The organism is Kitasatospora sp. NPDC086801 (genome assembly GCF_044745805.1).
Lineage (GTDB): Bacteria > Actinomycetota > Actinomycetes > Streptomycetales > Streptomycetaceae > Kitasatospora.
On record NZ_JBIVAX010000029.1, the window covers coordinates 1 to 23,286 of the forward strand.

Below are 23,286 nucleotides of genomic sequence, written 5' to 3' on the forward strand. Positions count from 1 at the left end.
GGGGGGTGGGGGGGCGCGGGGGGGGGGGGGGGGGGGGGGGGGGGGGCGGCCGCCCCCCCCCCCCCCCCCCCCCCCCCCCACGTCCGCACCCCCGGTCGGGCGTAACCCGGCCCGCCCCGGCCCGTCATGCACGGTGTGTGCACCACCCTTCCGCCCGTCCCCTCCGCCGAGGACGTCTTCCTCGCCGAACGCCGCCGCCGCGTGGTCCGCGAGACCGTGGCCGGCCTGCCGGGCCGCTGCCCCGAGCTGGTCGCCGCCCTCGCCGAGGACCCGCCGCCGACCTACCGGGAGCTCTCCGAACGCCTCGGCATGCCGCGCGGCTCGATCGGGCCCACCCGCTCCCGCTGCCTCGCCTGCCTACGGGTCCTCCTCCACGCCGAGCGGTACCCGTGAGCAGGCGGTGAAGCTCCCCGCACCGATCACCCCGGTGGCGGCTCCGCCCGGGTGACGCTCCTCACGCCCGGCCGCCGCCACCCGCCCCCGTCCCCGCCCGCGCCCCCGCGTGACCCTCGCCACGTCGAACCCCCCGAAGGTTGAGAGCAGCTGACACGCGGGTAGAGCGCTGGCGAACGTAGCTCTTGACGGTGCCGCGATCGCTCGGATACTGAGCGTGAGCGCGTCGCCGTCGACCCGGTCACTTCCGGGCCGCGCGGCTGGTACGTTCGTGCGCCACCCCCGGTCAGGGCAGATCCCCGGCCGGGACATCTCCGGCAGGGCATCCGGTGCGGCACCCTCACGTTTGCGCGCCGGGCACGACGATGGGGAGGCCCCAGCACATGGGCATGAGCGTGATCATCTCGGCGGCGGACGCCGAGGACGCGGAGCAGATCCTCAAGCTCCAGTACCTCGGTTACCAGCCCGAGGCGGAGCTGTACGGCGACTGGGCGATCGAGCCCCTGACGCAGACCCTGGAGAGCCTGCGCGCCGAACTGTCCGGGCAGTACGTGCTGGTCGCCCGCCTGGGCGACGAGGTGGTCGGCACCATCCGAGGTCACGTCGACGCCGAGGGCGTCGGCCGGATAGGGCGCCTGGTCGTCCACCCGAGGATGCAGCGGCACGGCCTGGGCGGCCGGCTGCTGGACGCGCTGGAGCGCCGCCTCGCCGAGGACGGCCGCCCGGTGACCTCCTACCGCCTGTTCACCGGCCACCGCAGCCTCGGCAACCTGCGCCTGTACACCCGCCTGGGCTACCGGCAGTCCGCGGTCGAGCCGGTCAGCGACCGACTCAGCCTGGTGCACCTGGAGAAGCCCGCCGTGGTGTCGCTCGCCGCGACCGCCTGAGCACCCCGCCCGTTTCGGCCCGTACGGCGCCGCCACCATCCGGACATCCGGTGGCGGCGCCGAACCGTATCGTCGCTGGTGGCGGCGTCGGATGTCCGCATTGCGGACATCACATCCAAGTAATTGGGTCCAAATCGACCCATCTGATTTACTGGCTCCCATGACTGCGACGACGAAATGGACCCCCACCGGCACCCTGCCGGCAGGTGAGCGCGCCATGTGCCGTCGAATGTGTCACCGCTGAGGGCCACCGCCCCCGGCACCCGGTTGAGGGTGCCCCCACCTCGCGCCCCGAAGCGAGACCCGGCGTCGTTCCCGTCCGTGCGAGCGCGCCCAGCCTGCCACACCCCTTCTCCCCGCCTGCCCCCCGTGGGCGGGTGGTCGTCCACGACGATTCGTGCCCGTGACTCGTGCCCGATGAACTCGTAAGGGCCACGCCGTCGCGCGGCCCGGTCGCCCAGCGGCCACGATCAAGAGGTGGCAGGTCCGGATCCCCCTGGCGAAGCGCCGTGCACGTCGCCGACCGCAACCCGGTCGGGCGGCCGCCCGCCGCCCGCCCCCGACCCACGGAAGCAGCTGTGATCACCACCACGGACCTCTCGAAGGTCTACCGCTCCCGAGGCCGCGAGGTGACCGCCCTCGCCGGCGTCGACCTGCACGTCCGTCCGGGCGAGGTCTACGGAGTCGTCGGCACCAGCGGCGCCGGCAAGTCCACCCTGATCCGTTGCGTGAACATGCTGGAGCGTCCGACCTCCGGCACCGTCACGGTGGACGGGGTCGAGCTGACCGCGCTGTCCGGCGGCGAGAACCGGGCCGGCCGGGAACTGCGGGAGGCGCGGCGCCGGATCGGCATGGTCTTCCAGCACTTCAACCTGCTCTCCTCGCGGACCGTCCAGCAGAACGTCGAGCTCCCGCTGGAGATCATCGGCCTGGACCGCACCCAGCGCCGCCGCAAGGCCGCCGAACTGCTCGACCTGGTCGGCCTCGGCGACAAGGCCCGCAGCTACCCCAACCAGCTCTCCGGCGGCCAGAAGCAGCGCGTCGGCATCGCCCGCGCCCTGGCCGGCGACCCCAAGGTGCTGCTCTCCGACGAGGCCACCTCGGCGCTCGACCCGGAGACCACCCGCTCGATCCTCAAGCTGCTGCGCGACCTGAACCAGCAGCTCGGCCTCACCGTCCTGCTGATCACCCACGAGATGGACGTCATCAAGTCCGTCTGCGACTCCGCGGCCCTGATGCGCGGCGGCCGGGTGGTCGAGTCCGGCGAGCTGACCGACCTGCTGGCCAAGCCCGGCTCCGAGCTGGCCCGCGAGCTGTTCCCGCTCAGCGAGTTCGGCACCGGCCACCCCGGCTCGACCGTGCTGGAGATCACCTTCCAGGGCGACACCTCGGCCCAGCCCTTCGTCTCCCAGCTGGCCCGCACCTACCAGATCGACATCAACATCCTCGGCGCCGCGGTGGAGACCATCGCCGGCCGGATGGTCGGCCGGATGCGGGTCGAGCTGTCCGGCGGCCACCAGGACAACGTGGTGCCGATCGGCTACCTGCGGGAGCAGGGCCTACAGGTGGACGTACTGGGCGCGGCGGACGGAGCGGTGGCATGACCTGGGACCAGATGTGGGCCCTGATGGGGCCCGCCACGCAGGAGACCTTCCAGATGGTCGGCGTCTCCACGGCCGTCACCGTGCTGCTCGGCCTGCCGCTGGGCATCCTGCTGGTGCTCACCGACAAGGGCGGGCTGCTGGCCAACCGGGCCGTCAACAAGTCGATCGCCTTCGTGGTGAACATCGCCCGCTCGGTGCCGTTCATCATCCTGATGATCGCGCTGATCTCCTTCACCCGCTGGCTGGTCGGCACCTCCATCGGCTGGCAGGCGGCGACCGTGCCGCTCACCATCGGCGCCATCCCGTTCTTCGCCCGCCTGGTCGAGACCTCCGTCCGCGAGGTCGACCGCGGCCTGGTCGAGGCCGTCCAGGCGATGGGCGGCAGCACCTGGACGATCGTCCGCAAGACGCTGCTCCCGGAGGCGCTGCCCGGCATCGCCGCCTCGGTGACCACCACGATCATCACGCTGATCAGCTACTCCGCGATGGCCGGCACGGTCGGCGGCGGCGGCCTCGGCACGCTCGCCGTCAACTACGGCTACCAGCGCTTCGAGACCGCCTTCATGTGGGTCATCGTGGCCGAGCTGGTGATCCTGGTCACCGCCGTCCAGCTGATCGGCGACTTCGCCGTCCGGCGCCTCGCCAACCGCGGCGGCACCGGTGGCCGGACCCGGCTGCTGGGCCGCACCCCGGCCGGACCGGTCGCCCCCGACGAGGACCTCGTCGCCCCCTAGACCTCCCGGGTCCGACACCGGACCACGGCTCCCCGCATCACGCAGAAAGGCACTTTTCGTGCGCAACGCCCTGAAGTTCACCAGCATCCTCGCCACCGCCGGCATCGCCCTCTCGCTGGCCGCGTGCGGCAGCTCCGGGTCCTCCTCCTCGGACCCGAACGCGCCGCTCAAGGTCATCGCCAGCCCCACCCCGCACGGGCAGATCCTCAAGTTCGTCCAGGACAACCTCGCGGCCAAGGCGGGCCTCAAGCTCGACATCAAGGAGGTCACCGACTACGTGACCCCCAACACGGCGGTGCAGGACGGTTCGGCCGACGCCAACTACTTCCAGCACGTCCCGTACCTGGAGGACTTCAACAAGAAGCACGGCAGCGACATCGTCTCGGTCGAGCCCGTGCACCTGGAGCCGCTCGGCGTCTACTCCAAGAAGGTCAAGTCGATCGCCGACCTGCCGAACGGCGCCACCGTCGGCCTGCCCAACGACGCCACCAACGAGGGCCGCGCGCTCAAGCTGCTCGCCGACAACAAGCTCATCACGCTCAAGGACGGCGTCACCACCGCCGCCACCCCGGCCGACGTGACGGGCAACCCGAAGAACCTCAAGTGGAAGGAGCTGGAGGCCGCCCAGCTGCCCCGCTCCATCGCCGACCTCGACGCCGCCGTCATCAACGGCAACTACGCGCTCGACTCCGGCCTGAAGCCCGCCACCGACGCGCTGGTGCTGGAGAAGGCCGAGGGCAACCCGTACGCCAACATCCTCGCCGTGAAGAAGGGCAAGGAGAACGACCCGCGCGTGAAGAAGCTGGCCGAGCTGCTGCACTCCGACGAGGTCAAGAAGTACATCGACGACACCTTCCAGGGCTCGGTCATCCCGGCCTTCTGAGCCGCGGTCCGATCCACGCCCTGATCCCGACCGGGCCCCCGCCGCACCTCGGCAGGGGCCCGGTCCGGCAGTATGCACCCGGGACGCCCTGGCCGGCCGCGTTCTGACGTACCGTCGTGCGGGCAGCGCACCGCGTGACACCCGGGGCACGGCGGGGGCGTACGGTGTTGTGTTCACGACCCGGCGAGGAGAGACGGCATGGCAGCGAGCTTCCCCGAGACCGCCATCAGCACCGAACGGCTTCTGCTGCGGCCCCTTGCGGAGGACGACGCGCCCGGCCTGGCCGCGATGATGACGGACGAACTCGTCCTGGCCTGGACCGATCTGCCGCACCCCTTCACCGAGGCGTACGCGGCCGAGCTCGCCCGCACCCTCGCCCCCGCCCACCGGGCCGCCGGCCGCGGCATCGTCTTCGCCGTCACCGAGCACCTCACCCAGCGCCTGGTCGGCCTGGTCGAACTGCGCAACACCGACTGGCGGCTGCGCAGCACCGAGATCTCCTACGTCACCGCCTCCTGGGCCCGCGGCGAGGGCTACGCGCCGGAGGCCGTCCTCGGCGTCGGCCAGTGGCTGTTCGAGGACCGCGACTTCCTGCGCCTGGAGATGCGCACCGCCGCCGGGAACACCGCCGCCCAGCAGGTCGCCCAGAAGATCGGCGGCATCAGCGAGGGCGTGCTGCGCAGCGCCTGGATAGTCCGGGGTGAGTCCGGCGAGGTCGTCGTGGAGAGCCGCAGCGACCTCATCCTCTGGAGCCTGCTCCCGGAGGACATGGAGGCGCCCGAGCCGGAGCCGACCGGCTGGCACGGCGACCACCGCTACGTGCTGCGCGACTGAGCCTCCTCAACCGCTTGAGCCGCCCGAGCCGCTTGAGCCGCCCGAGCCGCTTGAGCCGCCTGAGCCGCCGCTCCGACACCGGCTCGTCACGGACATGTGTACGAGATGTCGGCGCCGAGGGGATCACACCCGGTAGCCTCTGCACCGGCGCCGCAGACCGGCGTGGTTTGTCGGCGTACCGAGCCGCACACCGGGTGACACCGCAGGGACACACCGGGTCGCAGGCCGGGTCGCGCACCGAGTCGAGGGAGAACGGCCGCAGATGGCTGACCGGATCACGGTCATCGGGTGGGACGGCACGCCGCTGACCGAGGCCGCCGGTGCGGCCCTCGCCGCAGCGACCCTGGTGGCCGGCGCCCCCTACCAACTGAGCGCCCTCCCGGTGCCGGACGCCGCCGAGCGGATCACCCTCGGCAACGTCCAGCAGGCCGCCCGGCGGATCGCCGAGCACCGGGGCGCCGCCGTCGTGGTCGCCGAGGGCGACCCGGGATTCTTCGGCGTCGTGCGCTCGCTGCGCCGCCCCGAGTACGGCCTCGAACTGGAGGTCCTGCCCGCCGTCTCCTCGGTCGCCGCCGCCTTCGCCCGGGCCGGCATGCCCTGGGAGGACGCCCAGGTGGTCAGCGCCCACGGCGGACGGCTGCGCCGCGCGGCCAACATCTGCCGGGCCCACCCCAAGGTCGCGGTGCTGACCGCGCCGGGCGCCGGCCCGAGCGAACTGGCCCTCATGCTGCGCGGGGTGCACCGGACGTTCGTGGTCTGCGAGGCCCTCGGTACCCCGGACGAGGACGTCACCGTCCTCACCTCCGACCGGATCGCCGACCACGTGTGGCGCGACCCCAACGTGGTGCTGGTGATCGGCGGCAACGGCGGCCCCCAGGCCGGCGGGGTCGACACGGCGGCCGGTTGGCTGGCCGGGCGCCCGGTCGGCTTCCCCGGCGCGGACCGCGGCTGGGCGCTCCCCGGTGACGCCTACGCGGGCGCCGGGCGCACGGGGGACGAGCCCGGCGCGTCGGACGCGCTCCCCGCGCACGTGCGCGCCCTGGTGCTGGCCCGTCTGGGTGCTCGTCCCGGGGACCTGGTCTGGTCGGTCGGCGCGGGCAGCGGCGCCCTCGCGGTGGAGGCGGCCCGCTTCGGCGCCGCCGTGGTCGCGGTCGAGGCGTCCCGCTCGGCCTGCGCCCGGCTGGCGGTGAACGCGCGCCGGTACGGCGTCGAGGTGGAGACCGTGCACGGCCAGGGCCCCGAGGTGCTGGGCGGCCTGCCGGAGCCGGACGTGGCGGTGGTGGAGTCCGCCGGTCTCGACGTGGTGCGCGCGGTGCTGGCCCGCCGTCCGGAGCGGTTCGTCGCGGTGCCCCGGACCCTCGCCGAGGCGGAGCAGGTCCACCGGGCGATGGCCGAGGCCGGCTACCGGGCGGACGGCGCGTTGCTGCAGTCCACTCCGCTGTCGGCCGCCGGTGGCGCCGGTGGCGGGCTGGGTCTGGGGGCGGGCGAAACCGGCGTGCTGCTGCTCTGGGGTGAGCAGATCGCGTGAAGGCCTGGGGTGCTTCCTGTGGATTCGGCCTGATTCGCCGGACACATCCCGGGCCCGTGCTGTGCTGCTGAGGGGTCGTCGTGGGGCCGGGCGGTGATCCAGGTCGCATCCGGACACCGATTCGAGAGGTGACCGTGCTGGGCCGGTAGTGTGGCGTCCTGGGCGGCTGCGGCGGTCGGCGACCCACCCGATTCGGTCGGTTTGTCGCCTTTTTGACGCGGTGCAATCCGGTTGTGCTCGGAGTGTGGGCAATTCGACGGGCCGCGTGCCGGACCTGGAGAATGCCGTAGGGTCCGGTGCGGTCGTGCCGGTTGCTCCGGGTTGTCGTTGTTTCAGATGGTGCGCCGCCGCCCGGTGTGGGCGGCGCGCAGGCCGGGGTGCCGCAGCGCGCCGGAAGGACTTGGGCCGCAGCGCCTCGGCGCGGCGGCCGCGTGTGGTTGAGGGGCGGGTCGGTGCAGGCCCGGCCCGTGCGGATGGGCGCTGCGGTCGGTGATCGTGTCGCCAAGGGCGCGGCAGCGGCCTGGAAGGAGCGTTTGACAATGACCGATGGCGGCCACGTCCCGGGCTCGGGACTGCCGGAGCACCTGAACGCCGGGCCGGACCCGCTCGGCGGACCGGAGGGCGTCGCGGGCGTTGCACCCCTGCAGGGCGTCGCGACGGACGGCGGCGTGATCCCGCACCCGACGGCGCCGGGCCACGGCCTGGCCGGTGCGGTGCCCCCCGGCGCGGGTGTCATCCCGCAGCAGGGCCAGCCGCTGGGCGCGTCCGGCTTCGCCGTACCGGCCCCCGGCCTGTCGGCTCCCGGCGCACCGGCTCCCGGTGTGCCCGGCGAGGGCTGGGGCGTCGACCCGGGCGCCCCGCGTCCGGCCTTCCACTTCCTCGACCAGGAGGACGAGGACGACGTCCTGCTGATGCCCGGCCCGCAGGGCTCCTGGGGCGAGCCGCTGGCTCCCCTCCCGACCGAGCAGACGCCGTTCGCACCGCAGCAGGACGGCCTGCCGGTCGAGCCCTCGTGGCCGCCGCTGGACCCGCCGGTGCTCGGCGCCGAGCAGGTGCAGCAGCCGTTCCAGGCCGCCCCGGCGCACCCGCAGACCCCGGAGGCGATGACGGCCGCTCAGCCGCCGCGCCGCCCGCTGCACGCCGGCCCGCCGATCCCGGACCCGTCGCTGATGACCGGCCAGGTCCCGGTGCGCTCGCTCGCCGATCGCGGCCCGTCGCAGGGCGGCACGCCCGCGCACGGCATCCCGGTGGTCGGCCGGCCGCCGATGGCCGAGGCCGCCGCCCCGGTGTCGGCCGCCGTGCCGCAGGCCGTTCCGGTGGCGCCCGCGCCGTCGGCGGCTCCCGTCGCTTCCGTGGCTTCCACGGTGGAGACCCAGGAGTTCCAGCAGGTGCCGCTGGCCTCGCAGCCGGTCGAGGCGCTGGTGGCCGTCGAGACGGTCGGGGCGATCGAGGTGATCGAGGTCGTCGAGCTGCCGGAGGCCCTCGCCGTCGCCGAGGCCGTGGCGGACGCGTCGCAGGCCGCCGTGGCCGAGCCGGTCCCGGCGGAGGCCGGCCAGCCGGTCGTCGACCCGACCGGCACGCCTCTCGCCGGGTCCGTCGTGCCGGCCTCCGTCGAGGCGCCGGTCGAGGTCGCCGTCGAGCCCGTCGCCGAGGCTGGTGCCGAGGCCGCCGCGCAGGCCGCGCCCGCGGAGCAGCCAGAGGCACCCGCCCCGGCCGGCCAGCCGCGGCGCATCTCCGCATTCCTCGCCGCGCCCACCCCGCACGGTCTGCCTCCGGTCGCGGCGGCCGCGCAGGCTCCGGTGGCCGAGGAGGCAGCCCCGCAGCAGCCCGCTCCCATAGCGGTCGATGAGCCGGCCCAGGCTGCCCCGCTCGCCGAGGCGGTCGAGACCGTCGCGGAGGCCGTGGCGCCCGCGCCGGAGGCCGTCGCCGAACCCGTCGCCGAACCCGTCGTCGAGGCGGTCGCCGAGACCGCCGCCGGGACGGGCGAGATGCCCTCCGGCCAGGCCGTCGGAGAGCCCGTCGCCGAGGCCGCTGTCGAGCCTGCCGCCGAGCCCGCCGAGGGTGAGCAGCCCCAGGAGGCCGTGCCGGTCGTGGACCAGGCCGTCGAGGCCCCGGTCGAGCCCGTCGTCGAGCCTGAGACCGAGGCCGCCGCGCCGGAGGCTGCGCCGCAGCCGGTCGCGGACGCCACCCCGGTCACCGAGCCCGCCGCCGCACCCGCCGAGCCCGCCGCCGCACCCGCCGAGCCCGTCGCCGAGGCCGTCGAGGCCGTCGAGCCCCCCAGGGCCCTGGAGGACCAGGCCCAGCCCGTCACCGAGCCGGGTGCCGTCGCCGAGCCCACCGAGCAGGCCCCGGCCGCCGTCGAGCCGGCTGCTGCCGAGCCCGTGGCCGGCGAGTCCGCCGCCGAGTCCGTCGCCGTGGAGGCCACTGCGCCGGAGGCCCCCGCCGCCGACCAAGCCGCCGAGGCCCCCGAGGCCCCCGCCGCCGAGGAGCAGCCGGCCGCATCGGCCGTCGAGCCGTTGGCGGAGGAGCCCGCGGAGAGCTTGGCGGAGGACCTGGCGGAGCAGCCGGCCGAGGAAGCGCCGGCCGAGGAGCCGGCCGAGCCGCGCGGCCCGGCCGCGCCGGGCTTCGACGAGGTCGGCCGCGACGCCGTCCACCAGGTGATCCGCGAGCGCCGCGACATCCGCAACGGCTTCCGCCCGGACCCGATCCCGCACGAGGTGCTGATCCGCGTCCTGGAGGCCGCCCACACCGCGCCCAGCGTCGGCTACTCCCAGCCCTGGGACTTCGTGGTGATCCGCTCGGCCAAGACCCGCCGACGGATGCACGCCCTGGCCGAGCGCCAGCGTGAGGTGTACGCGGACTCGCTGCCCAAGGGCCGGGCCAAGCAGTTCAAGGAAATCAAGATCGAGGCCATCCTCGAAACGCCGGTCAACATCGTGGTGACCGCCGACCGCACCCGCGGCGGCCGGCACACGCTGGGCCGGCACACCCAGCCCCAGATGGCCCCGTACTCGGCCGCCCTGGCGGTCGAGAACCTCTGGCTGGCGGCCCGCGCCGAGGGCCTGGGCGTCGGCTGGGTGAGCTTCTTCGACGACGAGGAGCTGGTCCGCGAACTCGGCCTGCCCGAGCACCTGGAGGTCGTCGCCTACCTGTGCGTCGGCTTCGTCGACTCCTTCCCGGACGAGCCCGAGCTGGAGCAGCAGGGCTGGGCCAAGAAGCGCCCGCTGTCCTGGGTCGTCCACGAGGAGCAGTACGGCAACCGCGCGCTGCCCGGCGAGGAGCCGCAGAGCCTGCTCGCCGAGACCCTGCGCGGCATCCGCCCGCTGGACGCCAAGGCGCTCGGCGAGGCCTGGGACCGGCAGAAGCGGATGACCAAGCCGGCCGGCTCGCTCGGCATGCTGGAGATCATCTCCGCCCAGCTGTGCGGCCTGTCCCGCAAGTGCCCGCCGCCGATCCCGGAGCCCGCCTGCGTGGCGATCTTCGCGGGTGACCACGGTGTGCACGCGCAGGGCGTCAGCCCGTGGCCGCAGGAGGTGACCGCCCAGATGGTCGGCAACTTCCTGGCCGGGGGAGCGGTGATCAACTCCTTCGCCAAGCAGATCGGCACCGAGGTCTGCGTGGTCGACGTCGGCGTCGCCGCCGAACTGCCGGACGCCATCCAGCAGGGCCGCACCACCGGCCTGCTGCCGCGCAAGGTCAAGCCCGGCACCGCCGACATGACCCAGGGCCCGGCGATGACCCGCGAGGAGGCCCTCAAGGCCATCGAGGTCGGCATCGAGACCGCCCGCGACCTCGTCGCGGCCGGCAACAAGGCGCTGGTCACCGGCGACATGGGGATCGCCAACACCACCGCCTCGGCCGCCCTGATCTCGGTGTTCACCGGCCTCGACCCGGCCGAGGTCACCGGCCGCGGCACCGGTATCGACGACGAGACGCACGCCCGCAAGATCGAGGTCATCCGGGCCGCGCTGGCCCTGCACCGGCCCGACCCGGCCGACCCGATCGGCGTCCTCGCCGCCGTCGGCGGCCTGGAGCACGCTGCCCTGGCCGGCTTCCTGCTGGGCGCGGCCTCGCTGCGCACCCCGGTGGTCCTGGACGGCGTCATCGCGGGTTCGGCCGCGCTGGCGGCCAAGGCGATCGCCCCCGAGGTGCTGGCCGCCTGCATCGCCGGCCACCGCTCCGCCGAGCCCGGCCACCAGGCCGCGCTGGCGAAGCTGGGTCTGCGTCCGCTGATCGACCTGGACCTGCGGCTCGGCGAGGGCACCGGTGCCCTGCTGGCCCTGCCGCTGGTGCAGAGCGCGGCCCGGGCGATGCACGATGTAGCCACCTTCGACTCCGCCGGGGTCACCGAGAAGGGCTGACGTTCGCCGTCACCACCCCGCGGACCGGCCCGAGGGCGCGCCGGTCCGCGGAGCGGCGTCACGCCGCACCCGCACCCCCTACCCCACCCCCGATCTGGAGCACCGCCGATGACCGCGCCCACCCCGCACCCCAGCACCGAAGGCCGTACCCCGTACCCGGTCGGCCTGCTGCTCGCCGGCCGCCGCGTGGTCGTGGTCGGCGGCGGTCAGGTCGCGCAGCGCCGGCTCCCGGCGCTGATCGCCACCGGTGCGGAGTTGCACCTGATCTCGCCGACCACCACCCCGGCCGTGCAGGCGATGGCCGACGCGGGCGAGCTCACCTGGCACGCCCGCCCGTACCAGGACGGCGACCTGGCCGGTGCCTGGTACGCCCTGGTCGCCACCGACGACCCGGCGGTCAACGGTGCGGTCAGCGCCGAGGCCGAGCGCGAGCGGGTGTTCTGCGCCCGCAGCGACGACGCCTCCGCCGCCTCGGCCTGGACGCCGGCCAGCGGCCGCGACGCGGGCGCCACCGTCGCGGTCCTCACCGGTGACCCGCGCCACTCCGCGGCCCTGCGCGACGCCATCGTGGACGGCCTGCGGGACGGCTCGCTGGCCGTCCGCCAGTTCCGCTCGCACGGCGTCGGGGGCGCCTCGGGGCAGCCGGGCCAGGGGAGTGTCGCCCTGGTCGGCGGCGGTCCGGGCGACCCGGACCTGATCACCGTGCGCGGCCGCCGCCTGCTCGCCGACGCCGACGTGGTGGTCGCCGACCGCCTCGCCCCGCGCGAGCTGCTCGCCGAACTGCCCGAGCACGTCGAGGTGATCGACGCGTCCAAGATCCCCTACGGCCGGTTCATGGCCCAGGAGGCGATCAACCGGACGCTGATCGAGCACGCCAAGGCCGGCAAGTTCGTGGTCCGGCTCAAGGGCGGCGACCCGTACGTCTTCGGGCGCGGCGGCGAGGAACTGCTCGCCTGCGCCGAGGCCGGACTACCGGTCACCGTCGTCCCGGGCATCTCCAGCTCGATCAGCGTCCCGGCGGCCGTCGGCGTCCCGGTCACCCACCGGGGCATGACGCACGAGTTCACCGTGATCTCCGGTCACGTCGGCCCGGACGACGAGCGCTCGCTCACCGACTGGGAGGCCGCCGCGAAGATGCGCGGCACCCTGGTGCTGCTGATGGCCGTGGACAAGATCGGCGCGATCGCGGCGAAGCTCGTCGAGCACGGCCGCCCGGGCGACACCCCGGTGGCGATCGTCCAGGAGGGCACCACCGCCGCCCAGCGCCGGGTGGACGCCACCCTGGCCACCGTCGCCGCGACCGTCGAGGCCGAGCGGATCAGGCCGCCGGCCGTGATCGTCGTCGGCGACGTGGTCAACGTCCTGGCGGCCGCCTTCCAGCGCTGATCCGACGCGAATCGCCGGACCCGCCCGGAGTGGGACGTCGGCCGGTCCGATGTCCCACTCCGGGCGGCTACTCCAGCGGCTGCTCCGTCCAGATCACTTTCCCCGTCGCCGTGTAGCGCGTCCCCCAGCGGTCCGCGAACTGCGCGACCAGGAACAGTCCGCGCCCGCCCTCGTCCGTGGTCGCCGCGTACTTCAGGTGCGGCGAGGTGCTGCTGCCGTCCGACACCTCGCAGATCAGCGCCTGGTCCCGCACCAGCCGCACCCGGATCGGCCCGGAGCCGTAGCGGATCGCGTTGGTCACCAGTTCGCTCAGGATCAGCTCGGTGGCGAACGCCGCCTCCTCCAGTCCCCACGCCGCCAGCCGCTCCGCGACCGCGGCCCGGACCGCGCCCACCGCCGCCGGGTCGGCCGGCACGTCCCACCCCGCCACCTGGTCCGGCGCCAGCACCCTGGTCTGTGCCACCAGCAGCGCGATGTCGTCCAGCTGGCGCTCCGGCAGCATCGCCCCGAGCACGTCCGCGCAGGTCTGCTCCGACGTGCGCGGCGGCCCGGTCAGCGCCGCCCGCAGCAGTTCGAGCCCCTCGCCGATGTCCCGCTCGCGGTCCTCCACCAGCCCGTCGGTGTACAGCACCAGGCGGCTGCCCTCCGCGAGGTCCAGCTCGACGTTCTCGAACGGCAGCACCGCCAGCCCCAGCGGCGGCCCGGTCGCCAGCTCAGGGAACACCACCCGTCCGTCCGGGTCCACCACGGCGGGCGGCGGATGCCCGGCGCTGGCCAGCGTGCACCGCCCCGACACCGGGTCGTAGATCGCGTACAGGCAGGTCGCCCCGGTCAGGGCCGCGCCCTCGCCGCTCGTGCCCTCGCCGCTCGCGGCCTCGTCCTGGTCGATCCGGTTCACCAGGTCGTCCAGGTGCCCCAGCAGCTCGTCCGGCGGCAGGTCCAGCGTCGAGAAGTTGTGGATCGCCGTCCGCAGCCGCCCCATCGTCGCCGCCGCGTACAGCCCGTGCCCCACCACGTCCCCGACCACCAGGGCCACCCGCGCGCCCGGCAGCGGGATCACGTCGAACCAGTCCCCGCCCACCCCGGCCTGGGCCGGCAGGTAGCGGTGCGCGACGTCCAACGCGCTCTGCGGCGGCAGGTTGCGCGGCAGCAGGCTGTGCTGCAGCGTCACCGCCATCGCGTGCTCCCGGGTGTAGCGGCGCGCGTTGTCGATGCACACCGCCGCGTGCGCCACCAGTTCCTCGGCCAGCGCCAGGTCGTCCGCCTCGAACGGCTCCGGGCGGTCCGCCCGCCAGAACCGGGCCACCCCCAGCAGTACCCCGCGCGCCCGCAGCGGCACCCGCACCAGCGAGTGCACCCCGTACGCCAGCACCCGGGCCGACCGCTCCGGATCCTGCTCCCGCCACCCCGGGGCCTCGGCCAGCCGGGGTTCCAACCCCGGCTCCCCGCTGTGCAGCGCCCCGGCCAGCGGGGCGTTCGGCACCACGTCCAGCACCGTGTCCACCGGGTAGAACGGCGCGTCGTCCCGGATCCCGGCGAACGCCGCGCGCCGCATCCGCCCCAGCGAGGTGCCCGGCGGCGGCTCCTCGCCCGTCAGCACCTGGTCCGCCAGGTCCACCGTGACGAAGTCCGCGAACCGGGGCACCGCGACCTGCGCCAGCTCCTCCGCCGTCCGGGTGACGTCCAGCGAGCTGCCCACCGTCACCCCGGCGTCGTACAGCAGCCGCAGCCGCCGCTGCGCGCCCTCGGCCCGGCCGGACAGCGCCATCAGCTCGGTGGAGTCGCGCAGCGTGGCGACGCAGCCCGGCGGGCCGCCCGCCTGGTCGGTGAGCCGGACGTTCACCGCCAGCAGCCGCTCCCCGGCCAGCACCACCTCGTCGGTCACCGGGCGGTCGCCGGTCAGCAGGGCCAGTGGCGCGGGTTCCAGCCCCAACTCGGCCACCGGCCGGCCCTCGGCGTCCGCTGGCAGGTCCAGCAGGCGCCGTGCCTCGTCGTTGCAGAGCAGCAGCCGACCGTCCGCGCCGACGATCATGACGCCCTCGCGCACCGCGTGCAGCACGGCCGCGTGGTGCTCGTACATCCGGGTCATCTCCGCCGGGCCCAGACCGTGGGTCTGACGCCGCAGCCGACGGCTGATCAACGCCGTGCCGAGGGTGGCCAGCCCGACCGCGCCCGCGGCCGTGCCCAGCACCACCGGCAGCTGCCGCTCGCCCGCGCTGCTCACCTTCGCCACCGTGATGCCCGCCGAGACCAGGCCGGGCACCGAGCCGTCCGGCGCGTACACCGGTACCACCGCCTGGATCCCCGGGCCGAGTGAGCCGGTGCTCCGCTCGATCACCACCTGCCCGTGCAGCGCGGGCAGGTAGCTGCCGATGAACTTCTGGCCGATCTGGGACGGGTCGGGGTGGGTGTAGCGGATGCCGTCGTCGTTCAGCACGACGATGAAGTCGACGCCGGACCCGGCCCGCGCGGCCTCCGCCTTGGGTTGCAGGATCGCGGCCGGATCGGGGGAGCGCAGGGCCTCGACGATGCCGGGCGAGTTGGCGAAGGTCTGCGCGACCGCCACCGACCGGTTGCGGGCCTCGCGCTCGGCTTCACTGCGCGACTGCACCACCAGCGCCACCGCGGCCGCCGCCACCAGCAGCAGCACGATGAGGATCTGCAGCCCGAAGACCTGTCCGGCTACCGAACGGCGCATCACGGACCACGGCCGCTTCGCGCGCGGCAGCTGTTGCCGACCATGTGGGCGCCCGCCGGAGGAGCCGGCGGAACCATTAGCACCAGAGGCCGACGGAGCCCAGGATCGGCCCGGAAAGCGGGCCATACGGTCATGTTTGCACCATGGCTGGCACAGGGCCAAGGGCAGCCCACCCCACGGCTTGGGCCGTTTGGCCTTCCCCACCCCGCCTTGGCAAGATCGCAGGGTGTCCGAACCCAGCACCATCACCGACCCCGCCGACCCCCGCCTCGGCGACTACACCGGCCTCACCGACGTCGAACTGCGCCGTCGGCGCGAACCCGCCGAAGGCCTGTTCATCGCCGAGGGGGAGAAGGTCATCCGCCGCGCCCTCGCCGCCGGCTACCGGATGCGGTCGATGCTGCTGACCTCCAAGTGGCTGGACGTGATGGCCGACGTCATCACCGAGGCGGACGCCCCCGTGCACGTCGTCGAACCAGGGCTCGCCGAAGCCGTCACCGGCTACCACGTCCACCGCGGCGCGCTCGCCTCGATGGAACGCAAGCCGCTGCCGCAGGCCGCGGACCTGCTCGCCGGGGCCCGCCGGGTCGCCGTCCTGGAAGGCCTGGTCGACCACACCAACCTCGGCGCGATCTTCCGCAGCGCCGCCGCCCTCGGCATGGACGCCGTCCTGCTCTCGCCCGACTGCGCCGACCCGCTCTACCGGCGCGCCGTCAAGGTCTCCATGGGCGCCGTCTTCGCGGTGCCCTACGCCCGCCTCGACCCCTGGCCGGCCGCCCTGGAGACCGTTCGCACCGCCGGATTCACCCTCCTGGCCCTCACCCCCGCGGACGCCGCCGTCGACCTCGCCACCCTCGCCCCGCACCGCCTCCCCAAGGCGGCCCTGATGCTCGGCGCCGAAGGCGACGGCCTCACCGGCCCCGCCCTCGCCGCCGCCGATCACCCCGTCCGCATCCCCATGGCCCACGGCATCGACTCCCTCAACGTCGGCGCTGCCGCCGCCGTCGCCTTCTACGCCGTCACCGCCCCCACCGCCTGACCCGGAAGTCGACCCACCCGACTTCTCACACGTCGCCGCATCGCCAGAAGCACCTCCGCCACGGCCGCAGCCCTCGCACACAGGAAGTCGACCCACCCGACTTCTCATCTCGCACCCGCGCCTCACCGAAGAAGCCGACCCGCACCTCCCAGGGCGGGAGTCTTCGCGCGGGAAGTCGACTCGGCCGACTTCCCGCGCCGCGCCTTCCCGTGCGGTGATCCCGCCGACTTCGTCCGCGGAGCAGGTCGGCGGAGCAGGCGGCCTGGCCGGCTCCTCACCGCCGCGGGTACCGGAAGTCGGCCGGGCCGACTTCCCGTGCTCAGCCCGCCGGGGCGGTGGGCGGGGCCGGGGCGGCGGCGGGGGGCGGAGTGACGGGACCGGAGGAGGAGGCGCCGGGCCAGGACTCGTCCAGGGTGCCGTCGGCGCGGACGGTGTAGCGGGTGGAGGTGATGGCGCCGGTCGCGGCGGCCCGCTCCTCGCGGACGACCGTTCCGCCGTCGAGCCGCCAGGTGGCCGTCGCCTGGGGGTCGGCCGCCGAGGTGCGGGAGGCGGCGGCGACCGGGGTGTCCCCGGTGAAGGTGAAGAGCTGGACGAGGTCGACCGGCACCGAGCCCTCGGCCCGCCGCAGGACGACGACCGCTGCCGGGGCGCCCTTGTACCGGGCGGGCAGCACGGTACTCAGCACGACCTGCGGGCCGGCCCCGACGGACCGGCCGTCCCGGAGCGCGATGCCGGGCCCGCCGGTCCCGTCGGGGTAGCTGCGGTTGGGCCAGTCGACCACCGGCCCCGGTCCCTGCGGGGGCGCCAACGGGCTGTCGCCCGCGCCGCCGTGCGCGGCCGCGGCCGCCGCGAGCGGGGTGGCCGGGGGTTGGGCGGTCGGGGGTTGGGCAGCGGGGGATGCGGCGGCCCCGTCCACCGAAGTCCCCGCCACGGCCTGCGCGCCGCCCGTGGCGGGCGCACTGGCGGTCGACCCGCCGGAGGGCCGCAGGCCCTGGTTGCCGCGGTTCTCGCACCCCTGGGCGGCCGCGATGGCCAGCGCGACGCCGACCGTCACGGTGACGAAGACCACGAGCCGCTGCCGCAGCAGCCGCTGCCGCGCGTTGCCGGGCCGCCCGCCGGGGGCGGGGGTGTGCTGGCGGTCCCGGGGGTGTCCGCGGTCGCGGGTGCCGGGTCGGCCGGGGGGCGGGGTGTGCGGCCGCTCCCGCAGCGGGCGGGTCACCGGTGTGGCCTCGGGCCGGGGGAGCGGCGCGGTGGCCGCCTGCGAGCGCCGGGCCGCGGCGGCCCGGGACTGTGCCGCGGCGGCGGGTTCGGGGGAGCGTCCGGGCGCGGGCACGCCGTGCCGGGCGCCGTCGGGGGCGGGCGGGGCCGCCGGGGCGGGTGCCGCGGCCCGCCCGTGGCCGGGCCGCGCGGTTCGGGTGCCGGTGCCGGCCGCCGCGCCGCGCGCCGCGAGTTCGCTGAGGCGCTCGTGCAGTGCGGCCGCGCCGGGCCGTTCGGCGGGTTCCTTGGCGAGGCAGGCGCGGATGAGCGGTGCCAGCGGCGGGGGTACGGCCGACAGGTCGGGTTCCTCGTGGACGACCCGGTAGAGCATGACTTCGGAGGAGGCTCCGGACCCGAAGGGGGTGTCCCCGGTGAGCGCGTAGGCGAGGGTGGCCCCGAAGGCGAACACGTCGGTGGCGGGGGTGACGGCGGCGCCGCGGACCTGTTCGGGCGCGAGGAAACCGGGGGAGCCGACGGCGGTGCCGACGTGGGTGAGTGTGCTGGCGCCGCGCGACCAGGCGATGCCGAAGTCGATGATGCGCGGGCCCCGGGGCGAGAGCAGGATGTTGGAGGGCTTGAGGTCGCGGTGGACGACCCCGGCCTCGTGCACCTTGACCAGCCCGTCGGCGAGTGCGGCGCCGATCCGGGCGGCCTCGGGCCAGCTCAACGGACCTTCGTCGCCGACCTGCTTGTAGAGCGAGGGCCCGGGCACGTACGCGGTGGCGAGCCAGGGGCGGTCGGCCTCGATGTCGGAGCCGACGACGCGGGCGGTGCAGCCGCCCCGGATGCGGGAGGCGGCGGCGATCTCACGGGCGAAGCGGGTGCGGAACTCCTGGTCCTCGGCGAGTTCGGCGCGGATCAGCTTGAGGGCGACGCGCTGTCCGCGGCGGTCGGAGCCGAGGTAGACCACACCCATGCCGCCGGCGCCCAGTCGCCGGTGCAGGCGGTACGGCCCGACGATGCGGGGGTCCTCACGCCTCAGCCGCATCATCGCCATGTTTCGTTCCCCGTCAGCCTGTGGGTGAGGCCCCGTCGGTTGGGGCATCGTCAGTTCCTGTCTGGCACAGCTTACGGACTGCCCCCTGCGGTGTGCTGATACGCAACACCTCAAGCAGCCGTGTGATTGTCGGATCGTGCGCTGACCTGCAGGTCATGGGGGTGCCGAATCGTTTCTCGGGGTTGCCCCTCAGGGTTCCCCCGGGGGCGCGGCCAAGGCTTCCTCCCCCTGCGGTAGTACGCCTGAAGTCTGAGCGTCATCCTCCGGGATGCCCGAGGAACAGTACGACGGCATGACGTCCGGAGGGCCCCCTGAGCAATAGCGTTGTGTTCAGCGGTGGACGGGGAGCTCGTCCCCCGAGGTAAGCCGTCCACCGCGCCAACTCGACCGGACCACAGGAGTAAGGGCATGGCACCGCAGCTCAGGGGAAACCCCCGCCGTCGGTCGGCCGTCGTCCAGTCCCGGTCGGCCGAGCAGCCCACCAGGCACCCGGCCGTGGCGCTGGCCATGGCCCTGCCGTGCGCGGTGCTGTTGGTGATGCTGTTCGGCGGTTGGGATCAGATGGCGAACCAGGCGCAGGCCGTCGCCGATCTGATCGGCCGCTGAGATCACGCCGGCCCCGACGGGGTCGGCCACAGAACGGGCACTGGTCCCCTGGGGACGGGGAGCAGTGCCGCCGGGGAGGCCGCGGCCGCGATGACTCGCGGACGGGCGAGAGCGGTGCGCAGAGCGCCCCGGCAGGCGGAGACGCCGCGTACGGACGTCGGTGAGGGCGACCGTACGCGGCTCTTCTCTTTTCCCTGACGGCTTTTCCCTGACAGCCCGACAGTCCGACAGCCCGGCCCCGCGGTGACCGAACCACCACCAAGGCCAACGCCAAAAGGCCGGGGCCGCGATCCTGACGGATCGCGGCCCCGGCCGTTACTGTGCGCGATACTGGGATTGAACCAGTGACCCCTACCGTGTCAAGGTAGTGCTCTCCCGCTGAGCTAATCGCGCCTGGTGTGGCGGTCTTGCAGCAGACCCCGAAGGGCCCGACGTGCGCGATACTGGGATTGAACCAGTGACCCCTACCGTGTCAAGGTAGTGCTCTCCCGCTGAGCTAATCGCGCCTGGTGTGGCGGTCTTGCAGCAGACCCCGAAGGGCCCGACGTGCGCGATACTGGGATTGAACCAGTGACCCCTACCGTGTCAAGGTAGTGCTCTCCCGCTGAGCTAATCGCGCGGGGAGGTCTTCCGGCCGGAACCGGTCGAACCTCTCGGAGGTGGAGACGGGATTTGAACCCGTGTACACGGCTTTGCAGGCCGTTGCCTCGCCTCTCGGCCACTCCACCAGGCAACACACGAAGAACGATCTTACACTGTTCTCCATCGAGCGGACGACGAGATTCGAACTCGCGACCCTCACCTTGGCAAGGTGATGCTCTACCAACTGAGCCACGTCCGCCTGTCTCCCGGGACCCTCACCGCTTTTCTTCGGCTGCGCTCCCTGGCGACGTGTTGAACTCTAGCGGATTACCGGGCCAGCTAAAAATCCGTTCCCGCAGCGTGCCGAAGGGATGCCCGCCGAGCGCGTCCCCGCCGACCCCCGGAGCCGGCCACCGGCCGCCACCTGCGGCGCTTCCGGACGATCATCCGCAGGCCACCCGGCGCACACCCGCGCGACGCCCGGCGCTGCTCACACCCCCGCGCCGGGCCCGCACCCCCGACCTACACTTCAGGCACCGCCGCCCAGCACCACCGCGCAGGAGAACCGTGTCCGGCCCCACCGCTCCCAGCACCCCGCTCGCCCGCTTCGGCGGCCGCCTGGCCACCGGTCTGCGCGACGTCACCTCGGACCCGGCCGCCCTGGACTCCACCGGCTACTGGGCCGTCGCCTACGACTTCGAGGGCCGGCTGACCTGCGCCCGCTTCGACGACGTCCGCCCCGCCCCCGCGCCGCCCTCGGGCGCCGGCTGGCGCGGACCGGAGGCCGGCGACTGGCACAGCTCCCTGGACCGCGACGCCTACACCGCGGGCGTGCGCCGCATCCGCGAACACATAGCCGCCGGCGAGGTCTACCAGGCGAACCTCTGCCGCGTGCTGTCCGCGCCGCTGCCCGACCCGGGACGCTGCGACGTCGACGCCCTCACCGGCCTCCTCGCCCACGGCAACCCCGCCCCCTACGCCGGCACCATCCGCCTGCCCGGGCACGGCGTCGAGATCGCCACCGCCTCGCCCGAGCTGTACCTGCGCCGCACCGGCCGCACCGTCACCTCCGGCCCGATCAAGGGCACCGGCCGCACCGAGGACGACCTCCTCGACAAGGACCACGCCGAGAACGTGATGATCGTGGACCTGGTCCGCAACGACCTCGGGCAGGTCTGCGCGACCGGCAGCGTCACCGTCCCCGACCTGTGCGCCGTCGAGAAGCACCCCGGCCTGGTCCACCTGGTGTCCACCGTCGAGGGCACCCTGTGCGAGGGCGCCGGCTGGCCCGAACTGCTGGCCGCCACCTTCCCGCCCGGCTCCGTCACCGGCGCCCCCAAGTCCAGCGCCCTGCGGATCATCGACGCCCTGGAGACCGCCCCGCGCGGCCCGTACTGCGGCGCCGTCGGCTGGGTCGACGCCGACCGCGGCGAGGGCGAACTCGCCGTCGGCATCCGCACCTTCTGGTTCGACCGGACCGACCCCGCGGCGCCCGTGCTGCGCTTCGGCACCGGCGCTGGCATCACCTGGGGCTCCGACCCCGACCGCGAGTGGGCGGAAACCGAACTGAAGGCCGCCCGCCTGGTCGCGATAGCGTCGGGCAGCGACACCGACCCGACGGGGGCATGAGCCGTACCGTCCCCCACCCCGCCCTAGGAGCAGCCCGCGATGCAGAACCCGACCACGAGCTGGGTCAACGGGACGCTCGTCGACTCCGCCGACGCCGCCGTCTCGGTCCTCGACCACGGACTCACCACCGGCGACGGGGTGTTCGAGACCATGAAGGCCACCGACGGCCGGGCCTTCGCGGTCACCCGGCACCTCGACCGGCTCACCCGCTCCGCCCGCGGCCTCGGCCTGGCCGACCCGGACCACGACCTGGTCCGCGAGGCCTGCGCCCAGGTCCTCGCCGCCAACCCGGTCCCGCTCGGCCGCCTGCGCGTCACCTACACCGGCGGCACCTCCCCGCTCGGCTCCGAGCGCGGCACCGCCGGCCCCACCCTCGTCGTCGCCCTCGGTGCGATCAACCGCCGCCCCGACGAGACCGCCGCCGCCGTCGTCCCGTGGCGCCGCAACGAGCACAGCGCCGTCGCCGGCCTCAAGACCACCTCGTACGCCGAGAACGTCGTCGCCCTGGCCGCCGCCCACCGAGCCGGCGCCTCGGAGGCCCTGTTCGCCAACACCGCCGGACTGCTGTGCGAGGGCACCGGCTCCAACGTCTTCGTCGTCCTCGGCGGCCGCCTGCTCACCCCCACCCTCGCCTCCGGCTGCCTGGCCGGCATCACCCGGCGACTGGTCATCGACTGGTGCGGCGCCGAGGAGACCGACCTGCCGCTCAGCGCCCTCCAGGACGCCGACGAGGTCTTCCTGACCTCCACGACCCGTGACGTCCAGGCCGTGACCCGGGTGGACGACCGCGAACTGCCCGGCGTCGGCCCCGTCACCGCCAAGGCCATGGCCGTCTTCGCCGAGCGCAGCGGCGACGACCTCGACCCGTGATCCCCGTCCGCCGACGACCCTGACCCGTGTTTTCCGTCCGCCGACGACCCCGACCTGTGATTTCCGTCCGCCGACGGAGGTGGCCGCCGCACCGACGGCGCGCAGCGGCAACCAGGGCATAGGCACCCGGGCGCGGGGAAGGGACCACCACATGACCACGACGCTGCGCCCCGAGGGCCCGGAGACACCCACCGACGCCGGCGGCCGCACCAGGCACTGGCAGATCTGCACCAACGGCCGCCAGGTCGGCGCGCTGCGCACCACCGCCGTCCCGCACGGCAGCCAACTCTGGGGTGAGATATCGGAGTTGGAGGTCAGAGAAGGCCGCGGGCGGGGCCGCGGCACGTTCGGCGCACTGGCCGCGGAGGAGGTGCTGCGCGGTTGGGGCTGCACCCGGGTGGACGTCAACATCCCCGAGACGGCGCGGATCGCCCGGGCGCTCGCCACCACCCTCGGCTACACCGAGCGGATGCGGAAGCTGGCCAAGCGGCTGACCACGGCCCCCGCCCTGCCCGCCAGCATCACCGCCGACCGGATCGAGCCCTCGGAGTTCCAGGCCTGGCTCGACCAGGCCGCACAGGGCTACGTCCGCTCGCTCGTGGAGTCCGGACTCAGCGAGGAGCAGGCCCGCGCCAGATCGCACCTGGACCACCTGCGCCAGCTCCCGCAGGGTGCCGACAGCCCCGGCGTCGCCCTGCGCCGCCTGTATGCGGAGGGCGGGTCCGAGCCGCTCGGCTCGCTCTGGGTGGACTTCCACCTGCGCGACCTGCCGGACGGCGGGCCGCTCGCCTGGGTGATGACCGTCGAAGTGTCCCCGGCCCACCGGGGCCGGGGACACGGCCGCACCCTGATGCTGCTCGCCGAGCGCGAGTGTCTGGCCGCCGGAGTGCGCGACCTCGGCCTCAACGTCTTCGCCGACAACGAGGTCGCGATCCGGCTCTACGCCTCGCTCGGCTACCGGGTCACCAACCGCATCTACGGAAAGCCGCTGTGACCCG

General features: G+C 74.4%; 15 protein-coding genes, 5 tRNA genes and 1 pseudogene. 14 read left to right on the forward strand and 7 right to left on the reverse strand.

Features of this window, described 5'->3' with window-relative positions; translation table 11 throughout:
* The first annotated feature begins 135 nt into the window (after positions 1-135).
* The 9 genes from ACIPLC_RS25980 (at position 136) to cobA (ending at position 12,610) form a co-directional block, all read left to right on the forward strand.
* Positions 136-393, forward strand: coding sequence for a hypothetical protein (locus ACIPLC_RS25980; RefSeq protein WP_400475428.1), 258 nt, complete (start codon positions 136-138; stop codon positions 391-393).
* Between the two features lie 383 nt (positions 394-776).
* On the forward strand, positions 777-1,280 hold the full coding sequence (locus ACIPLC_RS25985) for a GNAT family N-acetyltransferase (protein WP_400475429.1): 504 nt from the start codon (positions 777-779) through the stop codon (positions 1,278-1,280).
* Between the two features lie 578 nt (positions 1,281-1,858).
* Positions 1,859-2,884: a methionine ABC transporter ATP-binding protein gene (locus ACIPLC_RS25990; protein ID WP_400475430.1), complete on the forward strand. Its 1,026-nt coding sequence runs from the start codon at positions 1,859-1,861 to the stop codon at positions 2,882-2,884.
* The gene (locus tag ACIPLC_RS25995) at positions 2,881-3,618 is read left to right on the forward strand and encodes a methionine ABC transporter permease (RefSeq protein ID WP_400475431.1); all 738 of its coding nucleotides are present in this window, start codon (positions 2,881-2,883) and stop codon (positions 3,616-3,618) included. The genes ACIPLC_RS25990 and ACIPLC_RS25995 overlap by 4 nt, the downstream gene beginning before the upstream one ends.
* Before the next feature lie 58 nt (positions 3,619-3,676).
* On the forward strand, positions 3,677-4,501 hold the full coding sequence (locus ACIPLC_RS26000) for a MetQ/NlpA family ABC transporter substrate-binding protein (protein WP_400475432.1): 825 nt from the start codon (positions 3,677-3,679) through the stop codon (positions 4,499-4,501).
* A 198-nt stretch (positions 4,502-4,699) separates the two neighbouring features.
* Positions 4,700-5,335: a GNAT family N-acetyltransferase gene (locus ACIPLC_RS26005; RefSeq protein WP_400475433.1), complete on the forward strand. Its 636-nt coding sequence runs from the start codon at positions 4,700-4,702 to the stop codon at positions 5,333-5,335.
* Between the two features lie 262 nt (positions 5,336-5,597).
* Positions 5,598-6,863: a precorrin-6y C5,15-methyltransferase (decarboxylating) subunit CbiE gene (gene cbiE, locus ACIPLC_RS26010; protein ID WP_400475434.1), complete on the forward strand. Its 1,266-nt coding sequence runs from the start codon at positions 5,598-5,600 to the stop codon at positions 6,861-6,863.
* Positions 6,864-7,402: 539 nt separating this feature from the next.
* Positions 7,403-11,224, forward strand: coding sequence for a nicotinate-nucleotide--dimethylbenzimidazole phosphoribosyltransferase (gene cobT, locus ACIPLC_RS26015; protein WP_400475435.1), 3,822 nt, complete (start codon positions 7,403-7,405; stop codon positions 11,222-11,224).
* Between the two features lie 108 nt (positions 11,225-11,332).
* Positions 11,333-12,610 (forward strand): uroporphyrinogen-III C-methyltransferase, encoded by a 1,278-nt coding sequence (gene cobA, locus ACIPLC_RS26020; RefSeq protein ID WP_400475436.1) that lies wholly within the window; start codon positions 11,333-11,335, stop codon positions 12,608-12,610.
* A 67-nt stretch (positions 12,611-12,677) separates the two neighbouring features.
* Here the strand turns inward: cobA and ACIPLC_RS26025 are convergent, their stop codons facing one another.
* Complete coding sequence (locus tag ACIPLC_RS26025; protein WP_400475437.1) at positions 12,678-15,308, reverse strand: SpoIIE family protein phosphatase; 2,631 nt, start codon at positions 15,306-15,308, stop codon at positions 12,678-12,680.
* 226 nt (positions 15,309-15,534) lie between these two features.
* On the opposite strand from ACIPLC_RS26025, the gene ACIPLC_RS26030 reads away from it, so the two are divergent.
* On the forward strand, positions 15,535-16,347 hold the full coding sequence (locus ACIPLC_RS26030; protein WP_400475438.1) for a TrmH family RNA methyltransferase: 813 nt from the start codon (positions 15,535-15,537) through the stop codon (positions 16,345-16,347).
* Positions 16,348-17,356: 1,009 nt separating this feature from the next.
* Here ACIPLC_RS26030 and ACIPLC_RS26035 read toward each other — a convergent pair.
* Positions 17,357-18,601 (reverse strand): annotated as a pseudogene (locus ACIPLC_RS26035) (serine/threonine-protein kinase); the annotation flags it as partial.
* 408 nt (positions 18,602-19,009) lie between these two features.
* Here ACIPLC_RS26035 and ACIPLC_RS26040 point away from each other — a divergent pair.
* Positions 19,010-19,207: a hypothetical protein gene (locus ACIPLC_RS26040; RefSeq protein WP_400475439.1), complete on the forward strand. Its 198-nt coding sequence runs from the start codon at positions 19,010-19,012 to the stop codon at positions 19,205-19,207.
* A 321-nt stretch (positions 19,208-19,528) separates the two neighbouring features.
* Here ACIPLC_RS26040 and ACIPLC_RS26045 read toward each other — a convergent pair.
* From ACIPLC_RS26045 to ACIPLC_RS26065, 5 genes are all read right to left on the reverse strand, one after another.
* Positions 19,529-19,600 (reverse strand) — tRNA-Val (locus tag ACIPLC_RS26045).
* A 41-nt stretch (positions 19,601-19,641) separates the two neighbouring features.
* A tRNA-Val gene (locus ACIPLC_RS26050) sits at positions 19,642-19,713 on the reverse strand.
* A 41-nt stretch (positions 19,714-19,754) separates the two neighbouring features.
* A tRNA-Val gene (locus ACIPLC_RS26055) sits at positions 19,755-19,826 on the reverse strand.
* Between the two features lie 38 nt (positions 19,827-19,864).
* A tRNA-Cys gene (locus ACIPLC_RS26060) sits at positions 19,865-19,935 on the reverse strand.
* Between the two features lie 40 nt (positions 19,936-19,975).
* Positions 19,976-20,048: transfer RNA gene (locus ACIPLC_RS26065), tRNA-Gly, on the reverse strand.
* 308 nt (positions 20,049-20,356) lie between these two features.
* Here ACIPLC_RS26065 and ACIPLC_RS26070 point away from each other — a divergent pair.
* The 3 genes from ACIPLC_RS26070 to ACIPLC_RS26080 all read left to right on the forward strand — a co-directional run bounded on the left by ACIPLC_RS26070 (position 20,357) and on the right by ACIPLC_RS26080 (position 23,282).
* Positions 20,357-21,418, forward strand: coding sequence for a chorismate-binding protein (locus ACIPLC_RS26070; RefSeq protein ID WP_400475440.1), 1,062 nt, complete (start codon positions 20,357-20,359; stop codon positions 21,416-21,418).
* Positions 21,419-21,457: 39 nt separating this feature from the next.
* On the forward strand, positions 21,458-22,288 hold the full coding sequence (locus ACIPLC_RS26075) for an aminotransferase class IV (RefSeq protein WP_400475441.1): 831 nt from the start codon (positions 21,458-21,460) through the stop codon (positions 22,286-22,288).
* Between the two features lie 151 nt (positions 22,289-22,439).
* Entirely contained in the window at positions 22,440-23,282 is an 843-nt protein-coding gene (locus tag ACIPLC_RS26080; RefSeq protein ID WP_400475442.1) for a GNAT family N-acetyltransferase, read from the forward strand.
* Positions 23,283-23,286 lie beyond the last annotated feature (4 nt).

What these genes read in the sequence shown, in the direction of transcription:
- ACIPLC_RS26080 (WP_400475442.1), top strand. Translation starts at nt 22,440, where the DNA reads ATGACCACGACGCTGCGCCCCGAGGGCCCGGAGACACCCACCGACGCC.
- cobT (WP_400475435.1), top strand. Translation starts at nt 7,403, where the DNA reads ATGACCGATGGCGGCCACGTCCCGGGCTCGGGACTGCCGGAGCACCTG.
- ACIPLC_RS26075 (WP_400475441.1), top strand. Translation starts at nt 21,458, where the DNA reads ATGCAGAACCCGACCACGAGCTGGGTCAACGGGACGCTCGTCGACTCC.
- ACIPLC_RS25995 (WP_400475431.1), top strand. Translation starts at nt 2,881, where the DNA reads ATGACCTGGGACCAGATGTGGGCCCTGATGGGGCCCGCCACGCAGGAG.
- ACIPLC_RS26040 (WP_400475439.1), top strand. Translation starts at nt 19,010, where the DNA reads ATGGCACCGCAGCTCAGGGGAAACCCCCGCCGTCGGTCGGCCGTCGTC.
- cobA (WP_400475436.1), top strand. Translation starts at nt 11,333, where the DNA reads ATGACCGCGCCCACCCCGCACCCCAGCACCGAAGGCCGTACCCCGTAC.
- cbiE (WP_400475434.1), top strand. Translation starts at nt 5,598, where the DNA reads ATGGCTGACCGGATCACGGTCATCGGGTGGGACGGCACGCCGCTGACC.
- ACIPLC_RS26005 (WP_400475433.1), top strand. Translation starts at nt 4,700, where the DNA reads ATGGCAGCGAGCTTCCCCGAGACCGCCATCAGCACCGAACGGCTTCTG.
- ACIPLC_RS25985 (WP_400475429.1), top strand. Translation starts at nt 777, where the DNA reads ATGGGCATGAGCGTGATCATCTCGGCGGCGGACGCCGAGGACGCGGAG.
- ACIPLC_RS26025 (WP_400475437.1), bottom strand. Translation starts at nt 15,308, where the DNA reads ATGCGCCGTTCGGTAGCCGGACAGGTCTTCGGGCTGCAGATCCTCATC.